Raw genomic sequence first — 25,810 nt, forward strand, 5'->3', positions numbered from 1 at the left:
TAGCATAATTAAAAAAAAGAAATGAAAAAAATAATACTAAGTTTTGTTTTTGCTTTTGTAAGCATGATCACTTTTGCACAATCTACTTGGACAGTAGATCCTATGCATTCATCTGTGAATTTCAATATCAAGCATATGGGGATCAGCTTTGTGCAGGGCAGGTTTGATAAATTTGAAGGGACAGTTTCTACGCCGGGAGCTACTTTAGATAATGCTAAATTTAACTTTTCAGTTCAAACTGAATCTATTAATACGGGAGTGGAGCCGAGAGATAAACATTTGAAAAGTGCAGATTTCTTTGATGCTGAAAAATTCCCAGCTATGCAGTTTGAAAGCAGTTCTTTAGTAAAAGGTAAAAATAATACTTATACTTTGAAAGGTAAATTGACTATAAAAGACGTTACTAAAGAAGTAAGTATTCCGGTAACTTTTGGTGGGGTTACAAAAAACCAACAGGGAAAAGAGGTTGCTGGTTTTCAGGCGAAGTTTACGGTTAACCGTTTAGATTACAATATTAAATTTGATCCGACAGGAGCAGGGATTGGAAAAGATGTTGAGGTTAATTTGTTTTTTGAATTAGTGAAATAATAATTTTCATATATATAATTTGGTTTAGGTAAAGGTTTCTCGAAGTTTTTTTGGGAAGCCTTTTTTCTTTTAAATACTTGGTGTTTCAATTAAAATTAAATTAAATTCAGAATTTAAAATGATAACAAAATTGCTTTGCATTTCTTTTTCCCCTAACTTTGCACAAACCTAATCTAATGAGTAAAAAGAATACAAAGTACATCTTTGTGACAGGAGGTGTAACTTCATCTTTGGGAAAGGGAATCGTTTCTGCTTCTCTGGGACTTCTGCTAAAATCACGCGGCTTCAATGTAACCATCCAAAAACTTGATCCTTATATCAATATCGATCCGGGAACTTTGAATCCTTATGAGCACGGAGAATGTTATGTAACCGAAGATGGTGCGGAGACGGATCTGGATTTAGGTCACTACGAGCGCTATCTTGATGCGCCGACTTCTCAAAACAACAACGTTACGACAGGAAAAATCTACCAGACTGTCATCGAAAAAGAAAGAAAAGGAGATTTCCTTGGAAAAACAGTTCAGGTAATTCCTCATATTACGAACGAAATCAAACGTAGAATTAAAATCTTATCGAAACAGAATTACGATATCATTATTACGGAGATCGGCGGAACTGTGGGAGATATTGAATCTTTGCCTTACATCGAAACTGTTCGTCAGTTGAAGTGGGAATTGGGCGAGAAAAACTCTATGGTAATTCACCTTACTTTATTGCCTTATCTGGCTTCAAGTGGAGAATTAAAAACAAAACCTTCTCAGCATTCTGTGCGCCAGTTAATGGAAAGCGGAATTATGGCGGATGTTTTGGTGTGTCGTACAGAGCACAAAATCCCGAAAGATCAGAGAGCAAAACTAGCTCAGTTCTGTAATGTTCCTTTGGATAATGTGATTGAATGTAAAGATTTGGAAACCATCTATGAAGTTCCGATGTACCTTCAGAAACAAAACTTTGATGATGTAGTTCTTAAAGAATTAGATCTGAAAAGTGACAAAGAAGCGGATCTTAAAGACTGGAAAACATTCCTTAAAAAATTCCAGAATCCTAAAAAATCTGTTGAAATTGCATTGGTCGGAAAATATGTTTCTCTTCAGGATTCCTATATTTCTATTGCTGAAGCTTTTAAACATGCAGGTGCAGATCTTGAAACCGAAGTAAAAGTAAGATGGGTTTACAGTGGAGATTTAACTAAAGAAAATATCAAAGAATCCTTAGAAGGAGTTTCTGGTATTTTGGTGGCACCAGGTTTTGGCGACAGAGGAATTGAAGGTAAAGTGCTTACCGCTCAATATGCAAGAGAAAATAAAGTTCCGATGTTGGGAATTTGTCTGGGTATGCAGATCATGACGGTTGAATTCGCAAGAAACGTCTTAGGATATTCTAAAGCCAACTCAATGGAATTTGATACTTCTACGGAACATCCTGTAATTTCTTTAATGGAAGAGCAGAAAAATGTGGTAGATAAAGGTGGAACAATGCGTCTTGGAGCGTGGAAATGTTCTTTGAAGAACGGTTCAAAACTAAACGATATCTACGGTTCAAAAAATATTACCGAAAGACATCGTCACAGATATGAATTCAATAGTGATTATGTCGGAGAATTCGAGAAAAACGGCTTCTTAGCAACAGGTACAAACCCGGAAACAGGATTGGTAGAAGCATTAGAAATGCCGGATCATCCGTTCTATGTCGGGGTACAATATCACCCTGAATATAAGAGTACGGTTGCAACACCGCATCCTTTGTTTAGAGCCTTTATAAAAGCTTGTACTTCGAAATAATTGTAAAATTAAATTGATAGATTTATAGTTTTGCGAAACCTTATAAGTTTCAAAAACCTATAAGGTTTGAAAATAAAGTAATTCTGAAATTACAAACGTCATAGATAAACTCAGACTGATTATTCTCAGCCTGAGTTTATTATATAGTAACACATTATAGTATAGAGTTTTGATAAAAAAACAGTATTTTTGTCGACTCTAAAATATAGGAATACTATAAATGTAATTATGTTTTAGTTTTTAAAACATTAAGGCATTTAAGAATAGAAGAATTATTAAGAATTCGCAAGCGAATTTTAAGATGGTATGCTTAAAAATATCTTTAGATATTTCTTAATAAATCTTTACAGCTTATTTTTCTTGATGTTTCAGATAATTTCAGGCTTTTAGTTTAAAATTATTTGAAATGTTTTAAAATAAATATTTAAAAATTTTAATAAAAATAAAATGCAACAGAACAACGGACTCGATAAAAGTCAGATTATCAGTTTTGCGGTTTTATGTTTGGTTCTTTTCGGATTCATGTTTTATTTCCAAAGAAATAGCGCTGAAGAAGAAAAAGTAAAAGCTGAACAACAGAAAACAGAACAGGCGAAGAAAGCAGTAACGCCTACTCCGGCAGCCAACATCAACCCCAATGTAACTCCGAATTCGATTCAGGTTTCCAATTTGGCAAACAACGAACTGAAGCTTGAGTTCTCAAGTTTGGGAGGGCAGGTTTCAAAAGTAGAGCTTTTAAAATATAAAGCTTACGACCACAAAACCGATAAGGCAGATCTTCCGCTTAATTTAATTACTAAAAACAATTCGAGCTACGGTTTTCAGTTTAAAGATAAAACAGGAAAAATAGTTAATACCAAAAATTTGGTGTTCTCTCCGGTGGTTAACGGAAATGTTGCAACGCTCACTGCAAATTATAACGGAGCAACGATTCAGTTTATTTATACTTTAAATAATAACCCGAAAGCTGAGCTTAAAGATCAGTATACTTTAGATTTTAAAGTAAGAACTCAAGGTTTATCTAATGTAACTTCTGATAATAAGGCAGATTTTATCTGGGATTATCAGGTGAGAAACCTGGAAAAGGGTAGAGCTCAGGAACAGTCGCATTCAGAATTTTCTTATGCTTTTAATAATTATAAGGATTATGATTATGATGGAAGAACGACAATGGAGGAAGATAAAGAAACGCTTAACTGGATCGGTGTAAAACAGCAATTTTTCTCTTCTGTAATTGAATCTAAGGCAGGTTTCACGCAAAGTAAAGGAAATCAGGAAGCCATTGAAGAAGGTGAATATCTGAAAAAATTAAACTTCGAAGGTTTTGTTGCCATGAACGGAGGAGAGTTTAATCAGGATTTCACGTGGTACTTTATGCCATTAGATTTACCATTATTAAAATCTTACGATAAAAACTTTGACGAAATTCTTCCGTTAGGTTGGTCTTTCATCGGAGCAATGAACCGTTATTTCTTCATGTGGTTATACAGTATTATCGCAGGATGGGGAATATCTGCAGGATGGGTAATTTTCTTAATGACGATTATTGTGAAATTAATCTTGTCACCAATTATGTATAAACAGCATAAATTGAGTGCCATGATGAAAGTAATTCGTCCTGAAATTGATGAAGCGAATGCTAAATTCAAGGATGCAGATCCTATGAAAAAGCAGCAGGCAACTATGGAAATCTACAGAAAAGCAGGTGTCAATCAGATGGCGGGATGTCTTCCGGCGCTGGTACAGATTCCTATTTTCTATGCATTATTCAGATTCTTCCCGAATTTTATCGACTTGAGAGGGCAAGGTTTCTGGTTTGCTAAAGATTTGACCGCTTATGATGATTTGATTAAATTACCATTTAAAATTCCTTTCTTAGGAGACCATTTAAGTGTTTTTGCATTAGCTTGTACAGTTGTAATCTTGATTTATACGGTAATGACTTCAGGAAATATGCAGCAGCCACAACAGGAAGGAATGCCAAATATGAAAGTGATTATGTATATTTTCCCGATCACATTCTTATTCTTCCTGAATACTTCTGCATCAGGTTTATCTTGGTATTATTTTGTATCGAATGCGATTAATATTTTGATTATTCTTGTCATTAAATATGTGATTCTGGATGAGAAGAAAATTCACGCACAGATTCAGGCGAATAAAGAAAAGCCGAAAGCTGAAGGGAAGTTCCAGAAACGAATGAGAGAAATGATGGAGAAAGCTCAGGAGCAACAAAAAACACAAGAGCAGCAGAGAAATAAAAAGAAATAATATTCATTGTAATATATAAATAGAAAGAGAAGCTAATGTAGCTTCTCTTTTTTTTTTGCCATTTTGATGAGAGCAGGCAGAATTTCATTTTATTAATTTTTAAATAAAGAATATAAAATCTATTTGTAAATTTCAGATAACCAATTTTTTACTTAAATTATTTATACAAGTAAGCTGTTATTTAGAATCGTTTTAAATTTCAATATGAACTATTCTTAACATGATAATTTATTTTTGATATTTTTTTAATCATACTTAAGCCTGAAAGAAAGTCTGTGATATTTTGTTATACCATGCTTTATCAGGGCCTCCTGATGTTTTTTTGTAGCATAACCAAAGTTAGTATTCCATCCATATTCGGGATGTTCTTCGTGCAGTTCTATCATGAGCTTGTCACGATAATTTTTTGCTAAAATGGAAGCAGCCGCAATTGATAAAAGTTTTGAATCACCTTTAATAATACATTGGTGCGGAATAAAATTGTATGGATGAAATTTATTGCCATCTACCAAAATAAGTTCAGGTCTTATGATTAATTGATCTAAAGCTCTGTGCATTGCATGAATGCTGGCGTTTAGTATATTATGTTCATCAATAAACGCAGGAGGAAGTTCTGCAATGGCGAAACATTTTACATTTTCTTTGATATAAAGATCAAGATCCATCCTGGTTTTAAAGTTCAGTTTTTTGGAATCATTTACGAGATTTTGCTCAAATTTTTCGTCTAAAATTACAGCTGCTGCCACAACAGGTCCGCTCAAACAACCTCTTCCCACCTCATCACATCCCGCTTCGATGTAATTTTCTGACCATTTTTTTAGTAAATCCATAAATTTTAACAGTTTGTCTTTTCAAAAATGAGGTAAAAGTCCAAATGTTATGTTAAAAATAATAATTTTTTTAAATTTTAACAGTTTCATAAAAGAACTTTTTACAACTTTGTTCATACAAAATTAATATTAATATGAAGAAATTAACAGCAGGTGTGCTAATTTTAGTACTGTCCTCCTCATTTGTGGTTGCCAATGCGCAAGAAACAAAGCCTGGAGATACTTTAAAAACACAGGAAATAGAGGGTGTGGTCGTTACTGCACTCGGAATTAAAAGAGAGAAAAAATCCTTAGGCTACTCTTCACAGCAATTAAACGCTGGTCAAGTAAATTCATCTCCTACAAACAATTTTTTGAATAATCTATCTGGTAAAGTCGCCGGTTTAGATGTTAAAATGAATTCCAATTTTGGAGGATCTACAAATATTGTAATGAGAGGTATTAAATCCATAACTGGTAATAATCAAGCGTTAATTGTTGTAGATGGTATACCTATAAGTAATGCTAATCTTAATACGAACGACGCTAAAAATGGGCGCGACGGATTTGACTTCGGAAACGCGGCATCGGATATTGATCCTAACAATATTGAATCTGTAAACGTTCTTAAAGGCGCAGCAGCAACAGCTCTTTATGGTAGTTTGGCTGCGAATGGAGCTATCATGATAACCACAAAAAAAGGAAAGAAAAATTCAGGATTAGGTATTTCATATAGTTCTACCGTTTCTGTAGGAACTTTTGACAAGTCTACATTTGCAGAATATCAAAAAGACTACGGCCAGGGATATGGAGGAGAAGATAGCTCATATATGGGAGATATTAATGGTGATGGAATTGATGATGGATTAATTGCTTCTACCGGAGATGATGCTTCATACGGAAATGCTTTTAATCCTAGTATTTTAGTATATAATTGGGATGCTTTTATTGAAGGCCATCCAAATTATCAAAAGGCAACACCATAGGTAGCTGCAAAAAATGATCCCACAAAATTTTTTAAAAAAGCATACTCTATCATTAATAGTATCGCATTGAATGGAGGAACTGATAGATCAACATATAATTTCGGATACACAAATAATTATGAAACAGGTATTCTTCCAAACAGTTCTTTGAACAAAAATACCATAACCGGAAATTATTCATATGACCTTTCGAGTAAACTAAAGGCTAATGCTTTTATGACCTTTACTAATCAGAGTACCGTTGGTAGAAATAATGTAGGATATGGTGATAACATCATCGGTGGTTTTAGACAATGGTGGGCAACAAATGTTGATGTTTTAGATTTAAGAGAGCAATATTTCAGAACGAAAAAAAATGCTACCTGGAATATGATAAGCCCTACAGATGGAAATTTAGCACCAAACTTTTGGGACAATCCTTACTGGAGCAGATATGAAAACTATGAATCTGACACCAGAAGAAGATTTTTAACAGGTGGATCTCTTAGCTATGAAATTACTAAAAATTTGAATTTGTTAGCAAGAGTGGGTATTGATTACTCGAGAGACAAGCAGGAAATAAGAAAAGCTGTAGGAAGTCACGCTGAAGAATTTGGGCTTTCACAAACAAATCAATCTTCCGGATACGAAATTTTCACACGAGATTTTATGCAACAGAATTACGATTTTATTGCTACATATGACTTGAAAGTTGGTGAAAAAGTTACTGGAAAACTGACGGGAGGTTATAATTTCATTAAAAGAGATATTGAAGCTTTCAATGCATCTACTACCGGTGGGCTTTTAAAGCCAGGATTCTATGCTTTACAAAACTCTAAAACCTTTATTGCACCAATCGAAACAGATATAGAATATAAAAAATCAGGTGTTTACGGACAAGCATCGTTCGATTATGACAGAACACTATTTTTAGAAGGGTCTTACCGTTATGATAAATCTACGGCGTTGCCTTCATCAAATGGAGGCTATGGTTATTGGGCTTTAGGAACTAGCTTTATTTTCTCGGAATTGATCAAACAACCTTGGCTTAATTTAGGTAAGTTCAGATTGAATTATGCCGAAGTTGGTAATGACCCTGAACCTGGGCGATTTGGATGGCTAAATAATAGAGGGGCTATAACTGATGCTGCATTGTTTGATCTTTCAAATACTTATTTGGATTTTTCACAACTTAGACCAGAAATTACAAAATCTTGGGAAGCTGGTATTGAATTGCAAATGTTTAAAAATAGATTAGGCTTAGATGTTTCAGTTTATAAAACCAATAGTACGGATCAAATTTTTTCTGTTCCAACTACTGCGGCATCACAATATTTATTTAAAATGATTAATGCGGGAGATTTGGAAAACAAAGGTATTGAGGTCGCTTTAAGTGGTACTCCTATCAAAACAGAAAATTTTTCTTGGAATGTTAATGTAAACTGGTCTAGAAACAGAAATAAGCTTATTTATCTGGATGAGGGAAGAACCAATCTTCAATTGGCGAATTTCCAACATACTTCTTTAAATGCAACAGTAGGAGAAGCTTATGGAACTATACGTGGAACAGATTTCGTTTATGATGCTAACGGAAATAAGGTTGTAGGTGAGGATGGGTATTATTTATTGAAAAATGATCAGGTTTTGGGTAATATTCAGGCAGATTGGTTAGGTGGAATTTCAAATACATTTAAATATAAAAACTTTTCCGTAGGCTTTTTAATTGATATACGAAAAGGTGGTGATGTTTTTTCATTAGACCAGATGTACGGACAAGAGACAGGCTTATATCCTAATACGGTTGGTTTAAATGATTTAGGCAATCCTATTCGTAACACCTTAGATCAAGGTGGTGGAACGATATTACCGGGAGTTAAGGAAGATGGAACTCCAAATGATATTAGAATTGATGGTAGTTATTCTACAGGTATTTTTGGTTCGATTAATCCTGAAAAAGCTTTTGTATATGATGGCTCATATGTCAAGCTAAGAGAAGCTTCCATTACTTACACACTTCCAAATAGAATTTTTGAAGGTACAGTGATAAGATCTGCCTCATTCAGTCTTTTAGGAAATAATCTTTGGATTATTCATAAAAACCTTCCGATGGCTGATCCAGAAGCAGGATCTTCAGGAGGTAATGTGCAGGGTTATCAGTCGGGGGTAATGCCTACAGTTAGAACCATATCGTTTAATGTAAAAGTTAATTTTTAGAATTATGAAAAAGTTTTTTTTATCAATATTTGCAGTCTCAGCTTTAGTCACTTCTTGTGCTAGTGAAGATGATATTTATAATGATGATTCTCTTAAAGCTTATGAAGCTTCTGGAGAGTATTTCTTTGCCAATGCACAAAAAGAATTAGTAGATCAGCTTACTACGCCAAGTGTAAATTTAAATGTATTTCGCTATTTTTCACAATATTGGGCGGCAACTACGTATCGTGCAGAATCTAGATACGATTTGACTACAAGAAATATTCCCGATAATCATTGGGATAATCTTTATGCGGAAGCTCTTGGGAATTTTAAGAAGGCAAAAGAGAATATTTTGTCAGAAAGTAAACCAGCTTTAATGTCTGAAACTGAATGGAATAAAATTCAGCAAAACAGAGTTGCTATTATTGAAGTTTTAATGGTATATACGTATCAGGTTTTAGTAGATAGCTTTGGAGATGTTCCTTATTCTCAATCATTAGATATTGTAAATACACCATTACCAAAATATGATGATGATGCAGCAATTTATCCGCAGCTTATTACAAGATTAAACGCAGCAATTGCTCAAATGGACACAGGTTACGGATCAATAACTCCAAATCAGGATTTGGTGTATGCTGGAGATGTTTCTAAATGGAAATTATTTGCAAATTCATTGAAAGTAAAAATTGCAATTAATATGGCTGACGTTAATAATAGTCTTGCAAAATCAAGTATAGAACAAGCATATGCAGCGGGAGTGATTGAAAGTAATACAAATAATGCATTGCTTACGTACAATACTTTTGCTCCAAATTACAATCTTATCCATGAAGAGTTGGTACAAAGTAACAGAAATGATTTTGTTCCTGCATCTGTTTTTGTAGATAAGCTTAATTCATTGAGTGATCCTAGAAGACCAATATACTTTACACCTCTGAATGGTACTACCAATACTTTTGTAGGAGGAAATTATGGTTATCAGAATTTATTACCATATAATGATTCTTACTCTCATATTGGTGATAAAATAAAAGAGCCAAACTTACCAGGAGTACTTATTGATGCTGCAGAAATCCATTTTATATTAGCAGAGGCAGCTGAAAGAGGATATTCTGTAGGCTCTGCTGCAACACATTACGAAAGCGCTGTTAAAGCTTCACTTACTTTTTGGGGTATTAATAACACTGATGCTACTGCTTACTATAATCAGTCCAGTGTTAATTACGGCACAGCAACTGGAACTTGGAAGGAAAAAATCGGAAATCAAGCGTGGATTGCTATGTATAATAGAGGTTTTGAATCTTGGACATTTTTTAGACGTTTAGATTTTCCGGGTATTGTTGCACCTGCAAGTGCATATCCTATTGCGGAAGGAGAAATTCCTGTAAGATTAACGTATCCATCTACAGAACCTAATATTAATGGAGCAAATTATCAATCCGCTTCTTCAGCAATCGGAGGCGATAAGCTTACCACAAAAGTCTTTTGGGACATCAATTAATGCACAACTTCTTTTAACATTCATATTAAACCGCCTTAGTGCGGTTTTTTTATTTCCGTATATTTGCAGTTCAAAGAAGAATAATGAATATTAAAGATATCATAGAACAAAAACTGGCGGATGTTATTCTTAATGTCTATCAGCTAAAAGATATAAACCTTGAAATTCAGGAGAATAAAACCGAGTTTGAAGGTGATTTTACCATTGTGACGTTTCCTTTGGTAAAACAATTGAAAAAAAATCCTGAAAGTATTGGGGTGGAACTGGGGGAAGCGTTGACCGAGCAAACCGGATTGCTGGAAAGTTTCAATGTGGTAAAAGGCTTTTTAAATGTAAAAGTTAAAAATCAATTTTTTGTTGATCAGTTTAAAACGGTTACCGATCAGTTTTCAACAATTGAAAAGAAAAATGCAACCGTAATGGTGGAATATTCTTCCCCAAATACGAATAAACCACTTCACTTAGGTCACATCAGAAATAATCTACTAGGTTTTTCTGTGGCTCAGATTCTTGAAGAAGCAGGATATGATGTGGTGAAGGCTCAGATTATTAATGACAGAGGAATTCACATTTGCAAGTCGATGTTGGCTTGGGAGAAATTTGGTAAAGGCGAAACTCCGGAAACGAATCAAATCAAGGGTGATAAGTTTGTAGGGAATTATTACGTAAAATTCGATCAGGAATACAAAAAAGAGATTGCAGCTTTAATGGAGCAGGGAATTTCTGAAGATCAGGCTAAAAAAGATGCGCCTTCAATGAAAGAGGCTCAGCAAATGCTTTTGGATTGGGAAAACGGAGACGAAAAAGTAAGAAATCTCTGGGCTGAAATGAATTCTTGGGTGTATGATGGTTTCAACCAAACCTATAACAGATTGGGGGTGAATTTCGATCAGGTTCAATATGAGAGCAATACCTATATTTTAGGGAAAGACCTTATTCAGGAAGGTTTGGATAAAGGCGTTTTGTATCAGAAAGAAGATGGCTCGGTGTGGTGTGATTTAACGGAGGAAGGTTTAGACCAAAAATTATTACTTCGTTCGGATGGAACTTCGGTATATATGACCCAGGATTTGGGAACGGCGGTAGAGCGTTTTAAAGAAAATAATATTCAGAAGTTAATCTACACAGTAGGAAACGAACAGGATTATCACTTTCAGGTTTTATTTAAAATTTTAGGAAAGCTTGGATATTCTTGGGCGGATCAGTTGTATCACCTATCTTATGGAATGGTTGAGCTTCCAAACGGAAAAATGAAATCCCGTGAAGGTACGGTTGTAGATGCGGATGATCTGATGCAAGATATGTATGAAACAGCAAAAGAAATAACAGTTGAATTAGGAAAACTTGAAGGTCTTTCAGAAGAAGAGAAAGCAGTTTCTTACGAAGTAATTGGTCAGGCTGCATTGAAATATTTTATGCTAAAGGTTGATCCTAAGAAAAAAATGTTGTTCAATCCAGAAGAGAGTGTAGAATTTTCTGGAAATACGGGACCATTTATTTTATATACCTATGCTCGTATTCAATCGTTGTTGATGAAAGCCAATTATCTTAATAAAGAAATTGCTGATGTAGAATTAAACCAGTATGAGAAAGAGTTGATCATGCATCTGGCAAATTACAAGGCTGTTGTTGAAAAAGCTGCAGAATTATTAAGTCCGGCATTGGTTGCAAATTATCTTTACGATTTAGTGAAATCGTATAATTCATTCTATCAAAGCAATATTATTTTAAAACTTGAGGATGAAAATTTAAAACAGTTCCGTTTGAATTTATCAAATCTGACGGCAAGAACAATACAAAAATCGTTAAGTTTACTGGGAATAGGAACAGTAAACAGAATGTAAAATAAAATCCTCCTGATAATTCGGGAGGATTTTATTTTAAACTTTAGACGCTTGGCTTTGCACCTGGCTTTCTCTATACAATTTCGCACTGCTCCATTTTGCGTGTTTTGAAGGAACGATCCTATACCCTTTTTTATAGGTGTACACTTTGGTAAACTCAGCTCCGAAAAAGATCAGCATGCACGAATAATTGATCCACATCATAATTAAAATTACAGTTCCGGCAGTTCCGAACGCTGAGGTTGGTTTAAACTGATTAAAGTAAAGGCTCAGCAAAAATTTACCTAAAGTAAAAAGAAAAGCCGTAAGAATTGCACCTTTCCAAACGGATTTCCAGCTGATTTCTGCATCAGGAAGCACTTTAAACATTAATGCAAATAATACTACAACGACGGCAAAGCCAACGGCAAAATTGATGATTTCAACAATTAGATAGGTTTCCAATCCGAAATAGGTGGTTATGAAATTATTAAAGAGGCTGATCAGGGAAGACAAAACCATGGTAATCATCAGTAAAAAACCTAAAATAAGGATCATTCCTAAAGAATTGGCGCGATCTAAAAGAAATTTCACCAATGCCTTTTTGGGAGCAGCTTCCACTTCCCAAAGATTATTCAAAGATTTTTGTAACTGGAAGAACAGAGTAGTGGAACCATACACCAATGAACCGACCCCGACAATTTTCATAAAAATATTTTCTTTATCGATCAATGCACCGGCAATCATATCCTGAATACTTTTGGCAACGTCATGTCCCATCAATCCGATAATCTGGGTGCTGATTTGTCCTCGAATGGCTTCTTCACCAAAAAAATATCCGGCAATCCAAATGATGATGATGAGTAAACCCGGAATTGAAAAAATGGCATAATACGCCAGACTTGCAGAATCATTGGAGGCGGAAGAATTATTCCATTCAGTAAAGGTTTCTTTGACGGTCTCCCAGAAAAATTTTAGTTCTTTTAGCATGGTAGAAATATTAATGTGAGTGATTTGGTTGAATTATTATATTTTCTTCAATATGAAATGAAGAAATATTATTGTTTCTAGGATTTAACACAAAGATTATTCCTTAAAGTAAATTTGAGAATACAAAATCAAGTAATTTGTTTAATTTTTAATTAAAAGATAACCAGAAATATGTTTTGGCTGAAGCCGTATGAGTTTTGTTAAAATAAAAACGGGCTAAAGCCCGTTCCTATTGATGTTGATAATATTGTTTTGATTTTCGGCATAGGTAAAAAGTCAATTACCAAAGGCTATCTAAAACGGATATCCGATTGCAATATTCAAGATCAGATTATCTCTTCTCCAGCCCGAATCTCCGAAATTGATCCTGTCAAATGCCCATCGGTCGCCTTTTTCATAGTAAGGAACTCTTAATGGCATTGCCAAATCGAGTCTTAAAATTAAAATTGAGAAATCTAATCGTAAACCAACTCCGGCTCCAACGGCGATTTCGCTTAAAAATTCTTTAGAGAATTTTCCGCCTGGTCTGAGGTTTTTACCGTTATCATCGAATTCGTCGTTGATTAACCAGATATTTCCGGCATCCACGAATGCGGCAACATTTAAAAACTTAAATAAATTGGCTCTGTACTCAGCATTCATTTCAAGTTTTACGTCTCCCGCTTGATCAAAAATTGCTCTTGTTGAAGTATCAGTTCTTGGATCATAACTTCCAGGTCCCAAAGTTCTTGCGCGGAATGCTCGGATACTGTTACTTCCACCTACGAAGAACTGTCGTGCAAAAGGAATGTACTTCGAGTTTCCATATGGCACAGCAACACCGGCAATTAATCGGGTAGCTAAAGATGTTTTCTCTGTAAATTTATGGTAAAAGCGTACATCATTTTCGATTTTAGCATATTGGCTAAACGGAATTCCAAAAATATTTTTTTCTTTTCCTTCTTTTACATTCGCTCCGGTTACCAATCCTGTAATATTTCCCGCCAGATCTAGCATTCCTTTATAATAGAATGTATTTTTTCTCGGAAGCATGGTGGTGGAATAAGTGTAGGAATACGTCGGTCCGAAAATTAACTGTCGGTCGGTAATTCTTTGAAGATAAGGATTATTAAAAGCTAATGAATCAAACTTTGGAGTTACATCCGCTGGACGAATCAACGAAACATCAATCACATTCAGCTCGTGCTCTTTTCTCACATTTTCTTTCCATTGGTAACCAAAGGATGCATTAAATGTATTTAAAGTATATAAAGTGGTTCTGTTCTGAAATTCATAACCGAGTTTAATATTTGTTCTCGGAACAAAAGCACTTGAAGAATTAAAACGGAACGGCGCTACAATTCTCGGAATCGAAAGCTGCGCATTGGCTCCGGCTCTAAAAATGTTTTCCGCATCGGCAGGTCCACCGATCTGAACATCGAATGCTCCATAAACAGAAGCTTTAAACTGCTCTGCTCCGTGAAAGAAATTTCTTTGCGTCCAGTTTAAATTCAATTCGCTTCCTGCATAATTGGCAGAGTTGGTTCTTCCCAAAGCTTCCAATCGTAATGACTGAAGTTCTCTTGGTGTTAAAATATAATAGGCATCAAATTTATGATTAAGTGAATCTGAAACCACAAAATCATTTTTTACAAATTTGAAAACACCTAAACTAATTAAACGATTAAGAGAAAGATTGTGGTCTTTTCGGTTGTATAAGTCTCCTTTTTCGAAATATAAAGCACGGTCAAAAACCCTCGGTTTGAATTTTTTCTGTGGATCAACAACATAAATATCATTGTATTCGTAGCCTTTCAGCGAATCCGGATTCATCGGTACGCTGTATTTTCCTCTTTTTACGTCACGAAGATTATAATTGGGAAAAACAATCACTTTATCAATAGTAAATTGTTCTTTTGCTAATTGTGGCGTATTATCTTTCAGCTTTACAATAAGTTCTACATCATTTTTTTTCTTGCTCACCGTACTATCTGCCTGAACGATAATATTATCCGGATTAAAATAATAGAAACCTCGGTCTTTCAGTCCGTCGTCAATTCTTTGTCTTTCTGCTTTAATCACATCCAGGTCAAAAGGGTTTCCGGCTTTTAAACGTGTTCTTTCTTTTAAAACCTGAATTTCTTTATTAATCTCTGAAGAATCTGCCGGGAAATTGACATTACTGATCAGATATCTTCCACCAGGATTCAAAGTATAAATGACTTTGGCTTTTTTATTTTTCGAAACAGTATCATATTTTGCTTTTGCGTTGAAATAGCCTTTGTTTTCGGAATAATTAACGATAATATCTTTATTGAATTCACGATCAACATCCCCCAGCAAAACCGGTTCTTCTCCGAACTTGTATTTCAGCCAGTATCTCAACCCTTTTTCTTTTTTGGGTTCTTTGGTTGCATTGTAAGCGTACAATTTTGGTCTTAAACCTAAAAATGAGGAGTTTGGTTTTGGTGTAAGATTTTCTTTAATCGCTGATTCAAGTTCTGATTTTTCTTTCTTGCTTAAAGAGTCGCTTTCAATTTCGACTTCCGCTCCGGTGTACAGCATCTGTCCTTCTTTCAGGAACTTTGTGTTGCTGCATGAAATGATTGTCGCAGTAATTCCTGAAACCAAAAAATATTTACAGTATATGTTGAGTTTGTTTTTCATGTGTATTATTTGAATTCTACCACTTCTTTATCCTTATTTCTTTTATTCTGAATACCTTCACGGTTTCTGTTGTTTCTAGACTTTCTGAAAATATCCCTGAATTTATCATAATCCAGCGTAATCACAAATCCAAGTCCGGTTTCTACGATCTGTCCCTGAAGCGCAACCTGATATTCGTTTTTACGGTAGGCTCTCAAAGTATATCTTCCGTCTTTTGAAAGGGCATAATCTATCGTTACATCTCCTGCAATATTGGTGGTGTTTTCATTTTGTCTTGCTTCACCTTCCACACCGAAATTAGATCCGACAGAAACTTTTAATCGATCATTCAACAGTTTTTTGCTGATGTCAACATTCAGGTCGGTTCTTGTGTTTTGTTGCCCGGTGGAATAATCTTCAGTCGATTCCAGATCAAAATTAAGGTCAACTCCTTTTATTAAATCCGAAGCCAGATTATTAATTTGCTGGGAGAGAATTTTACTCACACTCTGTCTCGCCATTGTCTCTGCAGAAACTCCTGAATTGCTTTCAAAAGGATTTTCTCCGATAAAACGGTTTAGTAAAAGCAACGCAAAAACCTGCTTGTTCATCTCGTTAGGATCTTGTCTCAATTGAGCCAGTTTTGCATCAATTGTTTGGGTTACTTCAGATGAAACGGCATTGTTTTTTTCGTCCGTCGTGATGTCAAATGAAATCTGAGGTTTCAGAAGTTCGCCTTTTAGAATCAATAAAGTATTGAACGGTATTCTTTGTTTGTATTGATTCAGATTAATCTGGTCAACCTGCTGCTCCACCAAATCGATAGGTGCAGTCTGCGTTTTATAAATGGCGGTAATATCAAGATTTGCAGTTGTCGGTTCTCCGGTCCACGTAATTGTACTTCCTTTCTGGATGTCGAATTTTCTTTTTAGAACACTTACCGACATTTCGTAACTTCCTTTTTCAACCTGATAAACACCGACTAATGTTGTTTTTCCTGAAGGATCTATTCCTCCGGTCAAATCGGCTTCACCCTGAAGTTTTACAAAATCTCCGTTGGCTTTGTCAATGATGATCGACATTTTTGCTTCTTTGCTGAGCTCTATATTCACGTTCACATCCATTCCTTTGATCGGACTTTGAGCATCAATCGAATCGGCTTTAATGGTTTTGTTTAAAGCAATCTGATCCTGATCGATAAATTCCACAATTCCGTCTCTTTCCTGTAATGAAGGCGAAGACTGAGGAAGCACAAACGTGAAATCGGTTGTTTCCGAAACAGCTAATCTTCCGTCAACTTTCGGTAAATCTAAATTTCCTCTCACCTGTAAAGCCGCATCAATGGCTAAAATTCCGTACATCAAAGCATCGTTTGATTTTTCAGAATTCACCACTTTGAAATCTTTTGCATTCACATCAAGATTAAATGCAAAGTCTCTGTAAGTCTGCGTTAAAACCTGACCGTCAATTTTCAGAGAATTTCCGTCTTTATCATTGATTTTAAAGTTATCAAACTCAATTCCCCGGTTGGTAAAATCAATTTTATCATTGATGTTTCTGAAATCACTTCCGGTTTTCGCAATCATCAAGCCTACATTATTCATTTTTACATCACCTAAAATTCTCGGAGCGGTTGTTGTTCCTGTAATTTTTAAATCTCCCGAAAGATAACCTTCTGTATTGGTGATCGCATTCATGGTGAAACCTTGCAATGTTTTCATCTGTAGCTGATTCATGTCTAAATCTAAATCAAAGCTGCTCGAAGAAGTATTGTAATTTCCTAAGATTTTCACATCATTATTATTTCCCGAAAGTGCAATATCTGCATTCAGAAGATTGGCTGACTGATTATTGACTTTAATATCTAAATTTCCCACAGGATTTCCGAAGACAAATAAATCGGTTACGTCAATGTCGGAAGTGAAGGTCATATTCTTGGTTAAGTCTCTCAGTTGCGCGGCTCCGTTGATCGTTCCTTTGGCTAAAAGTGAATCTTTTTTAATGATTTCTGTAATCGTTTCAATTTTAAAATCTTTCAGAGAAACATTCAGCGGACTTGTTGGTGAACTGCTTTCAGACTGTAAAGAAATTTCCGCTCCCGAGTTGGATAATCTGAAATTATCCGCAACAATTCCCTGACTGAAAATCTGGATTTTGTTGTTCTCAGCCACTGTCCAATCCATATAATTCAGTTTTAAACCATTCGGATTTAACGAAATTTCCGTAATGTCGTTCATCGATTTTGCATTTCCGGCAATCAGGAACTGTGTTTCATCTTTATCATCTTTCGTCGTAATATTATAATTGATAATATTGTTCGCAACATCGCCATTGATATTGACTTTATTTAAAGCGAAACTTTCACTTTTCAACGCCGCAACACTTAAATCATACTGCAAAGCCTGATTCTGATTGGTGACTTTTAGACTTGTATTTTCCAGAGAGTTGGTTCCATATAAAACCTGCGGAATTTTTGCATCCAGTTCGATAATCTGAGAGTCTGCATTGTAATTTCCGGTAATGTTGATGGTTTCAAAACTCTTCAGATCCTGAACAAATTTTCTGATGAGGTTATCATCTTTTATACTTGCATTCAGTGTGAAAAACTGCCCTGCATCAATTTTCTGTATTTTTCCCGGTTTCTGGAACTGATAATATTGATTAACGGTTTGCGATAAAGCTCCAAAAATCTGTGTCAGTTTATATTTACCATTCAATTCCACATCCGCAATCTGGGAATTGAATTTTATTAAAGTTGAATCTGCCGTAGAAACCGCATTCAGACTAATTTCCTGAATAGGGTAGACTTCCTTAGTATCTGAAATGGCAAAGTCTTTTAAGTTTAGATATCCGTTTAGATTATCCGGATCAAGATTTTTAAAATCTCCGTCGATTCCACCTGCGATAATCATTGGCGAACTGTAGAATCCGAGTTTGTTTAAATCTAATTTATTGATATTTCCGTTGACTTTTACTGTCGGATTATCATTGAAAACTCCCGATGCTGCAAGATGTAAATTGGCATTCGGATCTTTCGAATTCAAATCAATATCATAAGCACCACGATTGATTTTCCCTTTCAGATTCATATTCTGATAGGTGTACCCATTGTAAGTTGCAGATTGTACATCACCACTTAAATTGGCAGTCATGATTTTCGGATCAAACCCTTGTCCTTTCGCATTGATTTGTGCAGTAATGCTTCCTAAATCTTTATTCTGAATGATTTTTCCAATCTGTAAACTCTGCAGATTGGCTTTTACATCAAAGGTTTCTCTGTTCTTTCTTCGGATGTCAGCTTTAGCAATTACGGCAGCGTTTCCTAAAGTGGAAGTCAGACGTAAATTGGTATCAAAAATCTGTGTTGTTCCTTTTGCGGTTCCACGAATGGTTATGAAAGATGGCAGGGTAATATTATTGGGAATCGTATTTTTTGGAACTAAATTGTAAATCGTTTTTGATGCGGTCGAAAGTTCGGCAACATTTAAGTCATAATATAATTGGTCAGGATTCATTGCATTTTTGATTTTCCCTGAAGCTAAAACTCTTAATTTATCCAATCCTGAAACTTTCAGATTCTGAATGGCTAAATCATTCACTGTTCCTCTGACGAAAGCATTTACATTTAAAGTCGCATTCGGATATTTATTGAATGGTGCTGTATTTCTTAAAGTCGGAACCAGATTTAAAATGTCAGAAAACCCGATTTTAGAATCGCGGATGTCAGCTGAGATTTTTACGGCTCCCAAATTGGATGATAATTGCTCAATCGAATTATAATTTAAAACCACTTCATCTCTCAAAATTGTTTTCGGAGTCTGCAGATAAAGATTTTTCAGATAAGCTTCTTTTTCAGCATATACAAAATCAGTATTAAATTTTTGTACATTCAAACCTCTCGCTTCCTGAATTTCCGCTGATTTTACACTTCCTGCAAAACCGTTGTTTTCCATTTTGAAATTTCGGACGTCGAGATTTAATTTAGCAAAATTAAGATGATTAAAATCCATTCCGGATCGGGTAGGAGCAATCGCTGTGTTGTTATAAGCAATTTTCACATCATCCAAAAGAAGTTTTCCCAAAAGAACTTTCATTGCTTTTTCTTTTGCAGAATTTTTGGAAACTTCAGGTTTTTTTTCTTTAGGATTTGCATTTTGTGCTGGAAGGAATAAGTTCGCGTTGATGTTCGCTCCGGTCAGATAAACATTTCCCACATTGTAATCGTTGTTCTCCAAATCGATGCTTTTGATTTTCGTGCTTAATTCTTTGAAAAGAACTTTAGCAAAAGTTTTGGTATTATCGTCACCATAATCTACATCGAAATTGGTCAGTTTGATTCCGTTCAAACCTAATTTCATAGGCTTTTTCTGATTGAGGGAATCTACCTTTTCTTCAACATTGGCTGCAACTTCCTCGATGAGATCCTGTTTAAGTTTTAATTTTAATCCGTCAAGATTAATGTCGTTGACAGCGTAATTGTTATTCTGAAGATCAAATGTTTTTACTCTGGTATCAAAAGATTTAAAATAAGCTTTAATATCATTTCTGGATTGTTGGTCATTAAAAGTAATGCCAATATCTTTTAATTTTATCTTATCTAAAGAAATGATGAACGGTTTTGACGGTTTTTGCTCCTGCTCTTTATCGGAAGTCGCAAAAGCATCAATAATATAATCAAAATTGAATTTTCCCTGTGGATTTCTCACAACATTTGCACGAACTCCCTCCAAATCAATTGAAGTAAGATCGGCTTTAGAATTAATCAATTGCCACATATCTAAACCGACATCGAATTTTTTTACGGCTAAAAGGGTATCGATATCCTGACCTTTCAAATAAAGATTTTCCATTACGAGACTGTTTGGAAACCCGATATATACTTTATCAAGACTTACTTTGGTTTTTATTTTTTTCTCTAAGTAAACGATCAGTTTATCTTTTACATAGTTCTGAACAGCGGGAAGTCTTAAACTTAAAATGAGCAGAATGATCAATACAAGAATAGAGATGATTGTAATAACAATACCTCTGAGAATTTTTCGTTTATTAAATTTCAGTTTCAAAATTTTGGTGATTTAGACAGGTTTACAATACTTTTCGGGTGTTGGCGAACCGTTTATTCATCTTTGTGTAATTATTTTCTTGCTGTCTTATATCTTTAAAATTTGAAATTTGATGAGCTTTATCATGATTATTTTTTTTGAAAAAGCCTATAGAAAAGGCTTTACTTGAAATTATTCAGCAATATGTTTGCCAACCAGGGTAAATGATGGAAATTTAATCGGTATGTGGTATATTTTTAAACGACAAAAACCTGCCCAAGGAACAGGTTTTTGTGTTGATGTATGCCTCAGTTGATCTTAAATATTATGGAATATTTAAAGTGAATAGGTTTTCAGATGTTAGTTGAGTTACAACTGCGACATACATCTGATGGAGATTCAATTCATAGTTAAATATATTTAGATGAGTTATTTTATTTCTACCATTTTGCGATTTCACCCTGTGGAACGGCACCACCCTGTTTTTCGGTAATCGGAGATTTTTCCTGATTAATGTGATAAATATAGGATGCGATTTTTTCAGCATCTCTTCCCGTGATTGTTCCTTCTTTGATGAATGGTCGCATTGTCGGATTGTTCGGCGAACCGTTTTCAAGCATCCAGAAAACATTTTTAAACAAACTTTTTTCTTTAATGTTGATCCAGTGCGTATCGGTAAGGTTTGGACCGATTCCACCTTTTCCACCGTCTCCGTGACAGGTTACACAATTGGTTTTAAACAATTGTTCGCCTTCTGAAATGTAATCTGAACTGTATTTTGCAGTTTCTAAATTAATTTGCGGAGCATTTTTTTCGTATTCCTCGATGGAAGCCAACTGAATTTTAGATTCTTTGTCATATTCTACTTCGGGGTGAGCGTAATCTGTAAAAGCGAAGGCAATCATATAAACGGCACAGAAAATAATTCCGAAATAGAAAAGTCCGATCCACCATTTTGGTAAAGAGTTGTCGAGCTCGGTGATTCCGTCGAAACCGTGGTCAATAAGAATGTCTTTTTCTTCAGACTGAGACTGTTTTTTGAAAGCAGAATTCCAAAGCTTCTGGAAATAGGGAGTTGCTTTATCCGAAATATATTCCTGTTTTTCTTCATCGGTCAGTCTGCTGAATCTTTCGTTTTCTACCAAATCACCGATAGAATTCATGATGAGCAGTAAAATAGTAATGATAATTAGCAATGCCCAGAAAAACGGTGTAGAAAAATAGTCGGAATCCTGTGCGAACATTTCGAACGCCATTACCGTAACGCCTATTGTTATGGCAATATATATAGATATAGGAGTTCTTGTTTTCATGTTGATTGATATTTAAAGTTAATCTACACTTGCAGTTTTGATTTCTGTCGTTTTGATGTCGGTGCCCAATCTTTGCAGATAGGCAATTATGGCGATAATTTCTCTTTGCTCGATCGGAACGAAATTGTTTCCTTTGGCAATTTTCTCTTTATCCATCTGATCTTTTACATCGGTGGCTTCAGCATAAATTCTTTTTACAATTGCTCGAGACTGATTATCTGCCCATTTGTTTGCTGAATCGATTTGTGCTTTTGTATAAGGAACGTCAAACGTATTTTTCATCAAAGACATTTTATCTGCCATTCTTGATCGGTCGAGCTTATTGGTAATCAACCAAGGGAAACGTGGCATAATCGAACCTGCAGAAGTAATTCTTGGGTTGTACATGTGTTTGAAGTGCCATGAATCGGGATTTCTTCCGCCTTCTCTGTGCAAATCAGGACCTGTTCTTTTTGAACCCCAAAGAAATGGTCTGTCGTAAATAAATTCTCCGGCTTTTGAATATTGTCCGTTTTTGCCGTCAAATCGGTTAACTTCATCACGGAAAGGCCTTATCATTTGAGAGTGGCACGAGTTGCAGCCTTCTCTTATATAGAGATCTCTACCTTCTAATTCTAATGGTGAATAAGGTTTCACTGCAGATATAATTGGCAAATTACTTTTCACGGTTAGTGTTGGAACAATTTCTACCAATCCACCGATTGCAATGGCTACAAAAGCTAATATTGATAATAGATGAGGAGTTCTTTCCAGCCAAAGATGTACCCCTTCGCCTTCTTTTCTTGCGTTTCCAACATTGGCTAAAGCTGGTGCTTCTGCAGGAACTTCTTTCTGGAATTTTCCTGATTTAATGGTTTTGTAAACATTTACCACCATTAAAATTGCTCCACCCAGATAAAATAAACCTCCTAAGAATCTCATTTTAAAATATGGAATAATCGCAGTCACAGTATCTAGCCAGTTTTTCCATAATAAAGTTCCGTCTGGGTTGAACTGTTTCCACATCAAACCTTGAGTAAATCCTGCAATGTACATTGGTACGGCGTAGAAAATAATTCCTAAAGTTCCCAGCCAGAAATGCCAGTTGGCTAATTTTTTTGACCAAAGTTCAGTCTTCCACATAATCGGAATCAGATAATAAACCACTCCGAATGCCATGAAGCCATTCCATCCTAACGCTCCCAAATGAACGTGACCAATAACCCAGTCGGTGTAATGCCCTATTTTATTTAAAGATTTTGTTGCTAAAAGTGGACCTTCAAAAGTTGCCATTCCGTAACAGGTAACAGCGACTACGAAGAATTTAAGAATAGGATTTTCTCTTACTTTATCCCAGGCTCCTCTTAAAGTTAATAATCCGTTCAGCATTCCACCCCAAGATGGTGCAATCAGCATGATGGAGAAACCTGTTCCCACCGCTTGAGCCCATGCGGGAAGCGCAGTATATTGAAGATGATGAGGCCCTGCCCAAAGATAGACGAAGATTAATGACCAAAAATGGATGATTGATAATTTATAAGAAAATACAGGTCTGTTTGCTGCTTTAGGCATAAAATAATACATCAAACCTAAAACCGGTGTCGTTAAAACAAACGCCACTGCATTATGACCATACCACCATTGAACCAAAGCATCTTTTACACCCGAATAAGCAGAATATGATTTCCAGCTTGTAAAAGATAACGGAACTTCTAAGTTATTGAATATGTGAAGCATCGCAACTGCAATCCATGTGGCAATGTAAAACCAAATCGCTACATATAAATGACGTACTCTTCTTTTGGCAATCGTTCCGAACATATTGATTCCGAAAATGACCCAAGAGAAAGTGATTAAAATATCAATCGGCCACTCGTGTTCCGCATATTCTTTCGAAGTATTTATTCCCATTAAGAAAGTAATCACAACTGCAATAATCATAATTTGCCATGTCCAGAAATGAATCCATGAAAGGGTATCGCTGTACATTCTTGTTTTAAGCAATCTCTGCATACTGTAATAAGCGCCGCAGAAGAATGAATTGCAGACAAAAGCGAAAATCACCGCACTCGTATGAAGCATTCTGATTCTTCCGAAACCTAAAGCTCCCTGAGAATTGATTAATCCCTGAATATTTCCGCTTCGCAAACTCTGAATGGTCGTATCATCAGTACCGAATAAAAATTCAGGCAATTCAGGATAAAAAAGCATCAAAGCTGCAGTTAATCCTAGAATAAAACCAATAATTCCGAATACAATAGTAGCATAGAGGAATGCTCTGACAATATTATTGTCATAATGAAATTTTTGCGTCTCCATAAGTCTTATGTCTTGCGGCGAACATTATTTTTCGTTGAAAAACACTTTTTATCAAAGTTTTTTCCTTAACCGAAAAGAAATATCATGCTGCGTGTGTAATGTTTTGACAAAGGTATTTACTAACTTTGTCTGAGGCTATTAGATATACTTCTAAAATATACCGAAAACTACTAAAGCATTTGCGAGATGAAGATTTGTGGACAAAATATCAGAAAAATAAGACGCGAACGTGACCTTACCCAGGAATACATGGCATTCGAGATGGGAATTTCACAGAAAGCCTACTCCGATATAGAAAACTCCAAAGTGAAAATCAATTTGGAAATTCTTACCAAAATTTCAAACATCCTTAATATAAAACCATCCGATATCTGCAGTATCTCTCATAAATGTGGCAATAATGATTACGAAGATAAATACAACGAACTGTTGGAATATATGAAAAGGAACAACATCTCACTTCCGGATAACTTGCAATAAGTTCTTCTATATATTATATAAATATTTTACCTCCGACTTTTCACATTTATATTTTCTCTTAGGAGCTTTTCCCGCTCTCCTCTATATCTTTTGCTCTTCGTTGCTCATCACAAAAGATGTCGTTAAAATCGCAGCTGACAGATTGCCTTTAGAAATATCTTATCCAGGCTCCGTAGGATCTTTTTGTTCATAGCAGACGATCTGCAAAAAGAATTTAAAGCCGTAGAAGCTTCCTGTTCATAGCTCCATCGGAAGAATATCTTTGTAGAAAAGAAATATATCATATATAGAGCTCCATCGGAGCGGCACCCCCTACACAAATACGAGCAATGCGTATCAAATTTATTAATCCCTGCAATCCCCTCTAATCCTCCAACTCTCCGACTCACCAACTTACCCTCCAGCTAAAAACCCCAAACATTATTTTAAAATTATTCTCCATAAAGTCAGGGACTTAGTATCAAATATGAATTGAACTTAAATTTTATGTTAAATAAATTAGGATTGTATAGGATAGAAGTACTACTTTTGCCCCACTGAAAAACGAGAGTTGTTTGGTAAGCGCAGAAGAGCTTTTAGGTAAGCATAATTAGAAAGAACTACTTTTATTATGTATAAAAAATCGCAAGATAGATGTATATGCATAATAGGAGATACGGATCACAAACAAGTAGCTTTTATTTTAAAAACTTTTTAAAATAAAACTTGCGTAAATAAAAAAGATTTGTACCTTTGCAGTCCGGTAAAACGGGAAGCGCAGGAGTAGGATTGAGGGGGTGTGAATAGAGAGATTAAGGTCATCAAAAAACTTTAAAAATTCTTGAGAAAACATTTGGTCAATTAAAAAATAACAATTACTTTTGCACACGCAAATACGGATAGCGAAAACGACAGAAAGTAGCTGAGTAGGAAGCGTAAGACAAGCAGATCATTGACATACAATATAACAACCAAGTAAGGAAAAACTAAAGCGTCAAAACTTTGAGTGAGTCAGAACAAACATACAATGGAGAGTTTGATCCTGGCTCAGGATGAACGCTAGCGGGAGGCCTAACACATGCAAGCCGAGCGGTATTTATTCTTCGGAATAGAGAGAGCGGCGTACGGGTGCGGAACACGTGT

14 protein-coding genes and 1 rRNA gene are annotated in these 25,810 nt (G+C 35.3%); 9 read left to right on the forward strand and 6 right to left on the reverse strand.

Going from position 1 to position 25,810, the window contains the following annotated elements:
- The first annotated feature begins 21 nt into the window (after nt 1-21).
- The 3 genes from BA768_RS11140 to yidC all read left to right on the forward strand — a co-directional run bounded on the left by BA768_RS11140 (nt 22) and on the right by yidC (nt 4,643).
- On the forward strand, nt 22-588 hold the full coding sequence (locus BA768_RS11140; protein ID WP_065720805.1) for a YceI family protein: 567 nt from the start codon (nt 22-24) through the stop codon (nt 586-588).
- Nucleotides 589-764: 176 nt separating this feature from the next.
- Nucleotides 765-2,372 (forward strand): CTP synthase, encoded by a 1,608-nt coding sequence (locus BA768_RS11145; protein ID WP_034672440.1) that lies wholly within the window; start codon nt 765-767, stop codon nt 2,370-2,372.
- Nucleotides 2,373-2,819: 447 nt separating this feature from the next.
- Entirely contained in the window at nt 2,820-4,643 is a 1,824-nt protein-coding gene (gene yidC, locus BA768_RS11150; RefSeq protein ID WP_034672439.1) for a membrane protein insertase YidC, read from the forward strand.
- Between the two features lie 245 nt (nt 4,644-4,888).
- On the opposite strand, the gene BA768_RS11155 is transcribed toward yidC, so the two are convergent.
- Nucleotides 4,889-5,473, reverse strand: coding sequence for a ribonuclease HII (locus BA768_RS11155; protein WP_034672437.1), 585 nt, complete (start codon nt 5,471-5,473; stop codon nt 4,889-4,891).
- A gap of 134 nt (nt 5,474-5,607) precedes the next feature.
- Between BA768_RS11155 and BA768_RS21475 the strand changes: the two genes are divergently transcribed.
- From BA768_RS21475 to argS, 4 genes are all read left to right on the forward strand, one after another.
- Complete coding sequence (locus BA768_RS21475) at nt 5,608-6,438, forward strand: TonB-dependent receptor plug domain-containing protein (RefSeq protein ID WP_228388380.1); 831 nt, start codon at nt 5,608-5,610, stop codon at nt 6,436-6,438.
- 66 nt (nt 6,439-6,504) lie between these two features.
- On the forward strand, nt 6,505-8,631 hold the full coding sequence (locus BA768_RS11160) for an outer membrane beta-barrel protein (RefSeq protein ID WP_228388382.1): 2,127 nt from the start codon (nt 6,505-6,507) through the stop codon (nt 8,629-8,631).
- Between the two features lie 4 nt (nt 8,632-8,635).
- Nucleotides 8,636-10,117: a SusD/RagB family nutrient-binding outer membrane lipoprotein gene (locus BA768_RS11165; protein ID WP_065720806.1), complete on the forward strand. Its 1,482-nt coding sequence runs from the start codon at nt 8,636-8,638 to the stop codon at nt 10,115-10,117.
- Between the two features lie 83 nt (nt 10,118-10,200).
- Nucleotides 10,201-11,961, forward strand: coding sequence for an arginine--tRNA ligase (argS, locus tag BA768_RS11170; protein WP_065720807.1), 1,761 nt, complete (start codon nt 10,201-10,203; stop codon nt 11,959-11,961).
- A 36-nt stretch (nt 11,962-11,997) separates the two neighbouring features.
- On the opposite strand, the gene BA768_RS11175 is transcribed toward argS, so the two are convergent.
- The 5 genes from BA768_RS11175 to ccoN all read right to left on the reverse strand — a co-directional run bounded on the left by BA768_RS11175 (nt 11,998) and on the right by ccoN (nt 24,208).
- Nucleotides 11,998-12,930, reverse strand: coding sequence for a YihY/virulence factor BrkB family protein (locus BA768_RS11175; RefSeq protein WP_065720808.1), 933 nt, complete (start codon nt 12,928-12,930; stop codon nt 11,998-12,000).
- Nucleotides 12,931-13,224: 294 nt separating this feature from the next.
- Nucleotides 13,225-15,576 (reverse strand): BamA/TamA family outer membrane protein, encoded by a 2,352-nt coding sequence (locus BA768_RS11180; RefSeq protein WP_034672432.1) that lies wholly within the window; start codon nt 15,574-15,576, stop codon nt 13,225-13,227.
- A gap of 5 nt (nt 15,577-15,581) precedes the next feature.
- On the reverse strand, nt 15,582-20,618 hold the full coding sequence (locus tag BA768_RS11185) for a translocation/assembly module TamB domain-containing protein (protein WP_083206646.1): 5,037 nt from the start codon (nt 20,616-20,618) through the stop codon (nt 15,582-15,584).
- Nucleotides 20,619-21,037: 419 nt separating this feature from the next.
- Nucleotides 21,038-21,910: a cbb3-type cytochrome c oxidase N-terminal domain-containing protein gene (locus BA768_RS11190; protein ID WP_065720809.1), complete on the reverse strand. Its 873-nt coding sequence runs from the start codon at nt 21,908-21,910 to the stop codon at nt 21,038-21,040.
- An 18-nt stretch (nt 21,911-21,928) separates the two neighbouring features.
- Nucleotides 21,929-24,208 carry a cytochrome-c oxidase, cbb3-type subunit I gene (gene ccoN / locus BA768_RS11195; RefSeq protein WP_065720810.1) on the reverse strand — a complete coding sequence of 760 codons (2,280 nt, stop codon included), beginning with the start codon at nt 24,206-24,208 and terminating at the stop codon, nt 21,929-21,931.
- Between the two features lie 186 nt (nt 24,209-24,394).
- Here ccoN and BA768_RS11200 point away from each other — a divergent pair, with 186 nt between their 5' ends.
- Nucleotides 24,395-24,688: a helix-turn-helix domain-containing protein gene (locus BA768_RS11200; RefSeq protein ID WP_034672429.1), complete on the forward strand. Its 294-nt coding sequence runs from the start codon at nt 24,395-24,397 to the stop codon at nt 24,686-24,688.
- 1,003 nt (nt 24,689-25,691) lie between these two features.
- Nucleotides 25,692-25,810 (forward strand): 16S ribosomal RNA (locus BA768_RS11205); the annotation flags it as partial.

Source organism: Chryseobacterium sp. CBo1, assembly GCF_001693475.1.
Taxonomy (GTDB): Bacteria; Bacteroidota; Bacteroidia; order Flavobacteriales; family Weeksellaceae; genus Chryseobacterium; species Chryseobacterium formosense.

Bases quoted from the DNA above. Each gene is read 5' to 3' on its own strand.
- argS (WP_065720807.1), top strand. From the start codon at position 10,201: ATGAATATTAAAGATATCATAGAACAAAAACTGGCGGATGTTATTCTT.
- BA768_RS11180 (WP_034672432.1), bottom strand. From the start codon at position 15,576: ATGAAAAACAAACTCAACATATACTGTAAATATTTTTTGGTTTCAGGA.
- BA768_RS21475 (WP_228388380.1), top strand. From the start codon at position 5,608: ATGAAGAAATTAACAGCAGGTGTGCTAATTTTAGTACTGTCCTCCTCA.
- BA768_RS11190 (WP_065720809.1), bottom strand. From the start codon at position 21,910: ATGAAAACAAGAACTCCTATATCTATATATATTGCCATAACAATAGGC.
- BA768_RS11140 (WP_065720805.1), top strand. From the start codon at position 22: ATGAAAAAAATAATACTAAGTTTTGTTTTTGCTTTTGTAAGCATGATC.
- ccoN (WP_065720810.1), bottom strand. From the start codon at position 24,208: ATGGAGACGCAAAAATTTCATTATGACAATAATATTGTCAGAGCATTC.
- BA768_RS11145 (WP_034672440.1), top strand. From the start codon at position 765: ATGAGTAAAAAGAATACAAAGTACATCTTTGTGACAGGAGGTGTAACT.
- BA768_RS11175 (WP_065720808.1), bottom strand. From the start codon at position 12,930: ATGCTAAAAGAACTAAAATTTTTCTGGGAGACCGTCAAAGAAACCTTT.
- BA768_RS11200 (WP_034672429.1), top strand. From the start codon at position 24,395: ATGAAGATTTGTGGACAAAATATCAGAAAAATAAGACGCGAACGTGAC.
- BA768_RS11155 (WP_034672437.1), bottom strand. From the start codon at position 5,473: ATGGATTTACTAAAAAAATGGTCAGAAAATTACATCGAAGCGGGATGT.
- yidC (WP_034672439.1), top strand. From the start codon at position 2,820: ATGCAACAGAACAACGGACTCGATAAAAGTCAGATTATCAGTTTTGCG.
- BA768_RS11165 (WP_065720806.1), top strand. From the start codon at position 8,636: ATGAAAAAGTTTTTTTTATCAATATTTGCAGTCTCAGCTTTAGTCACT.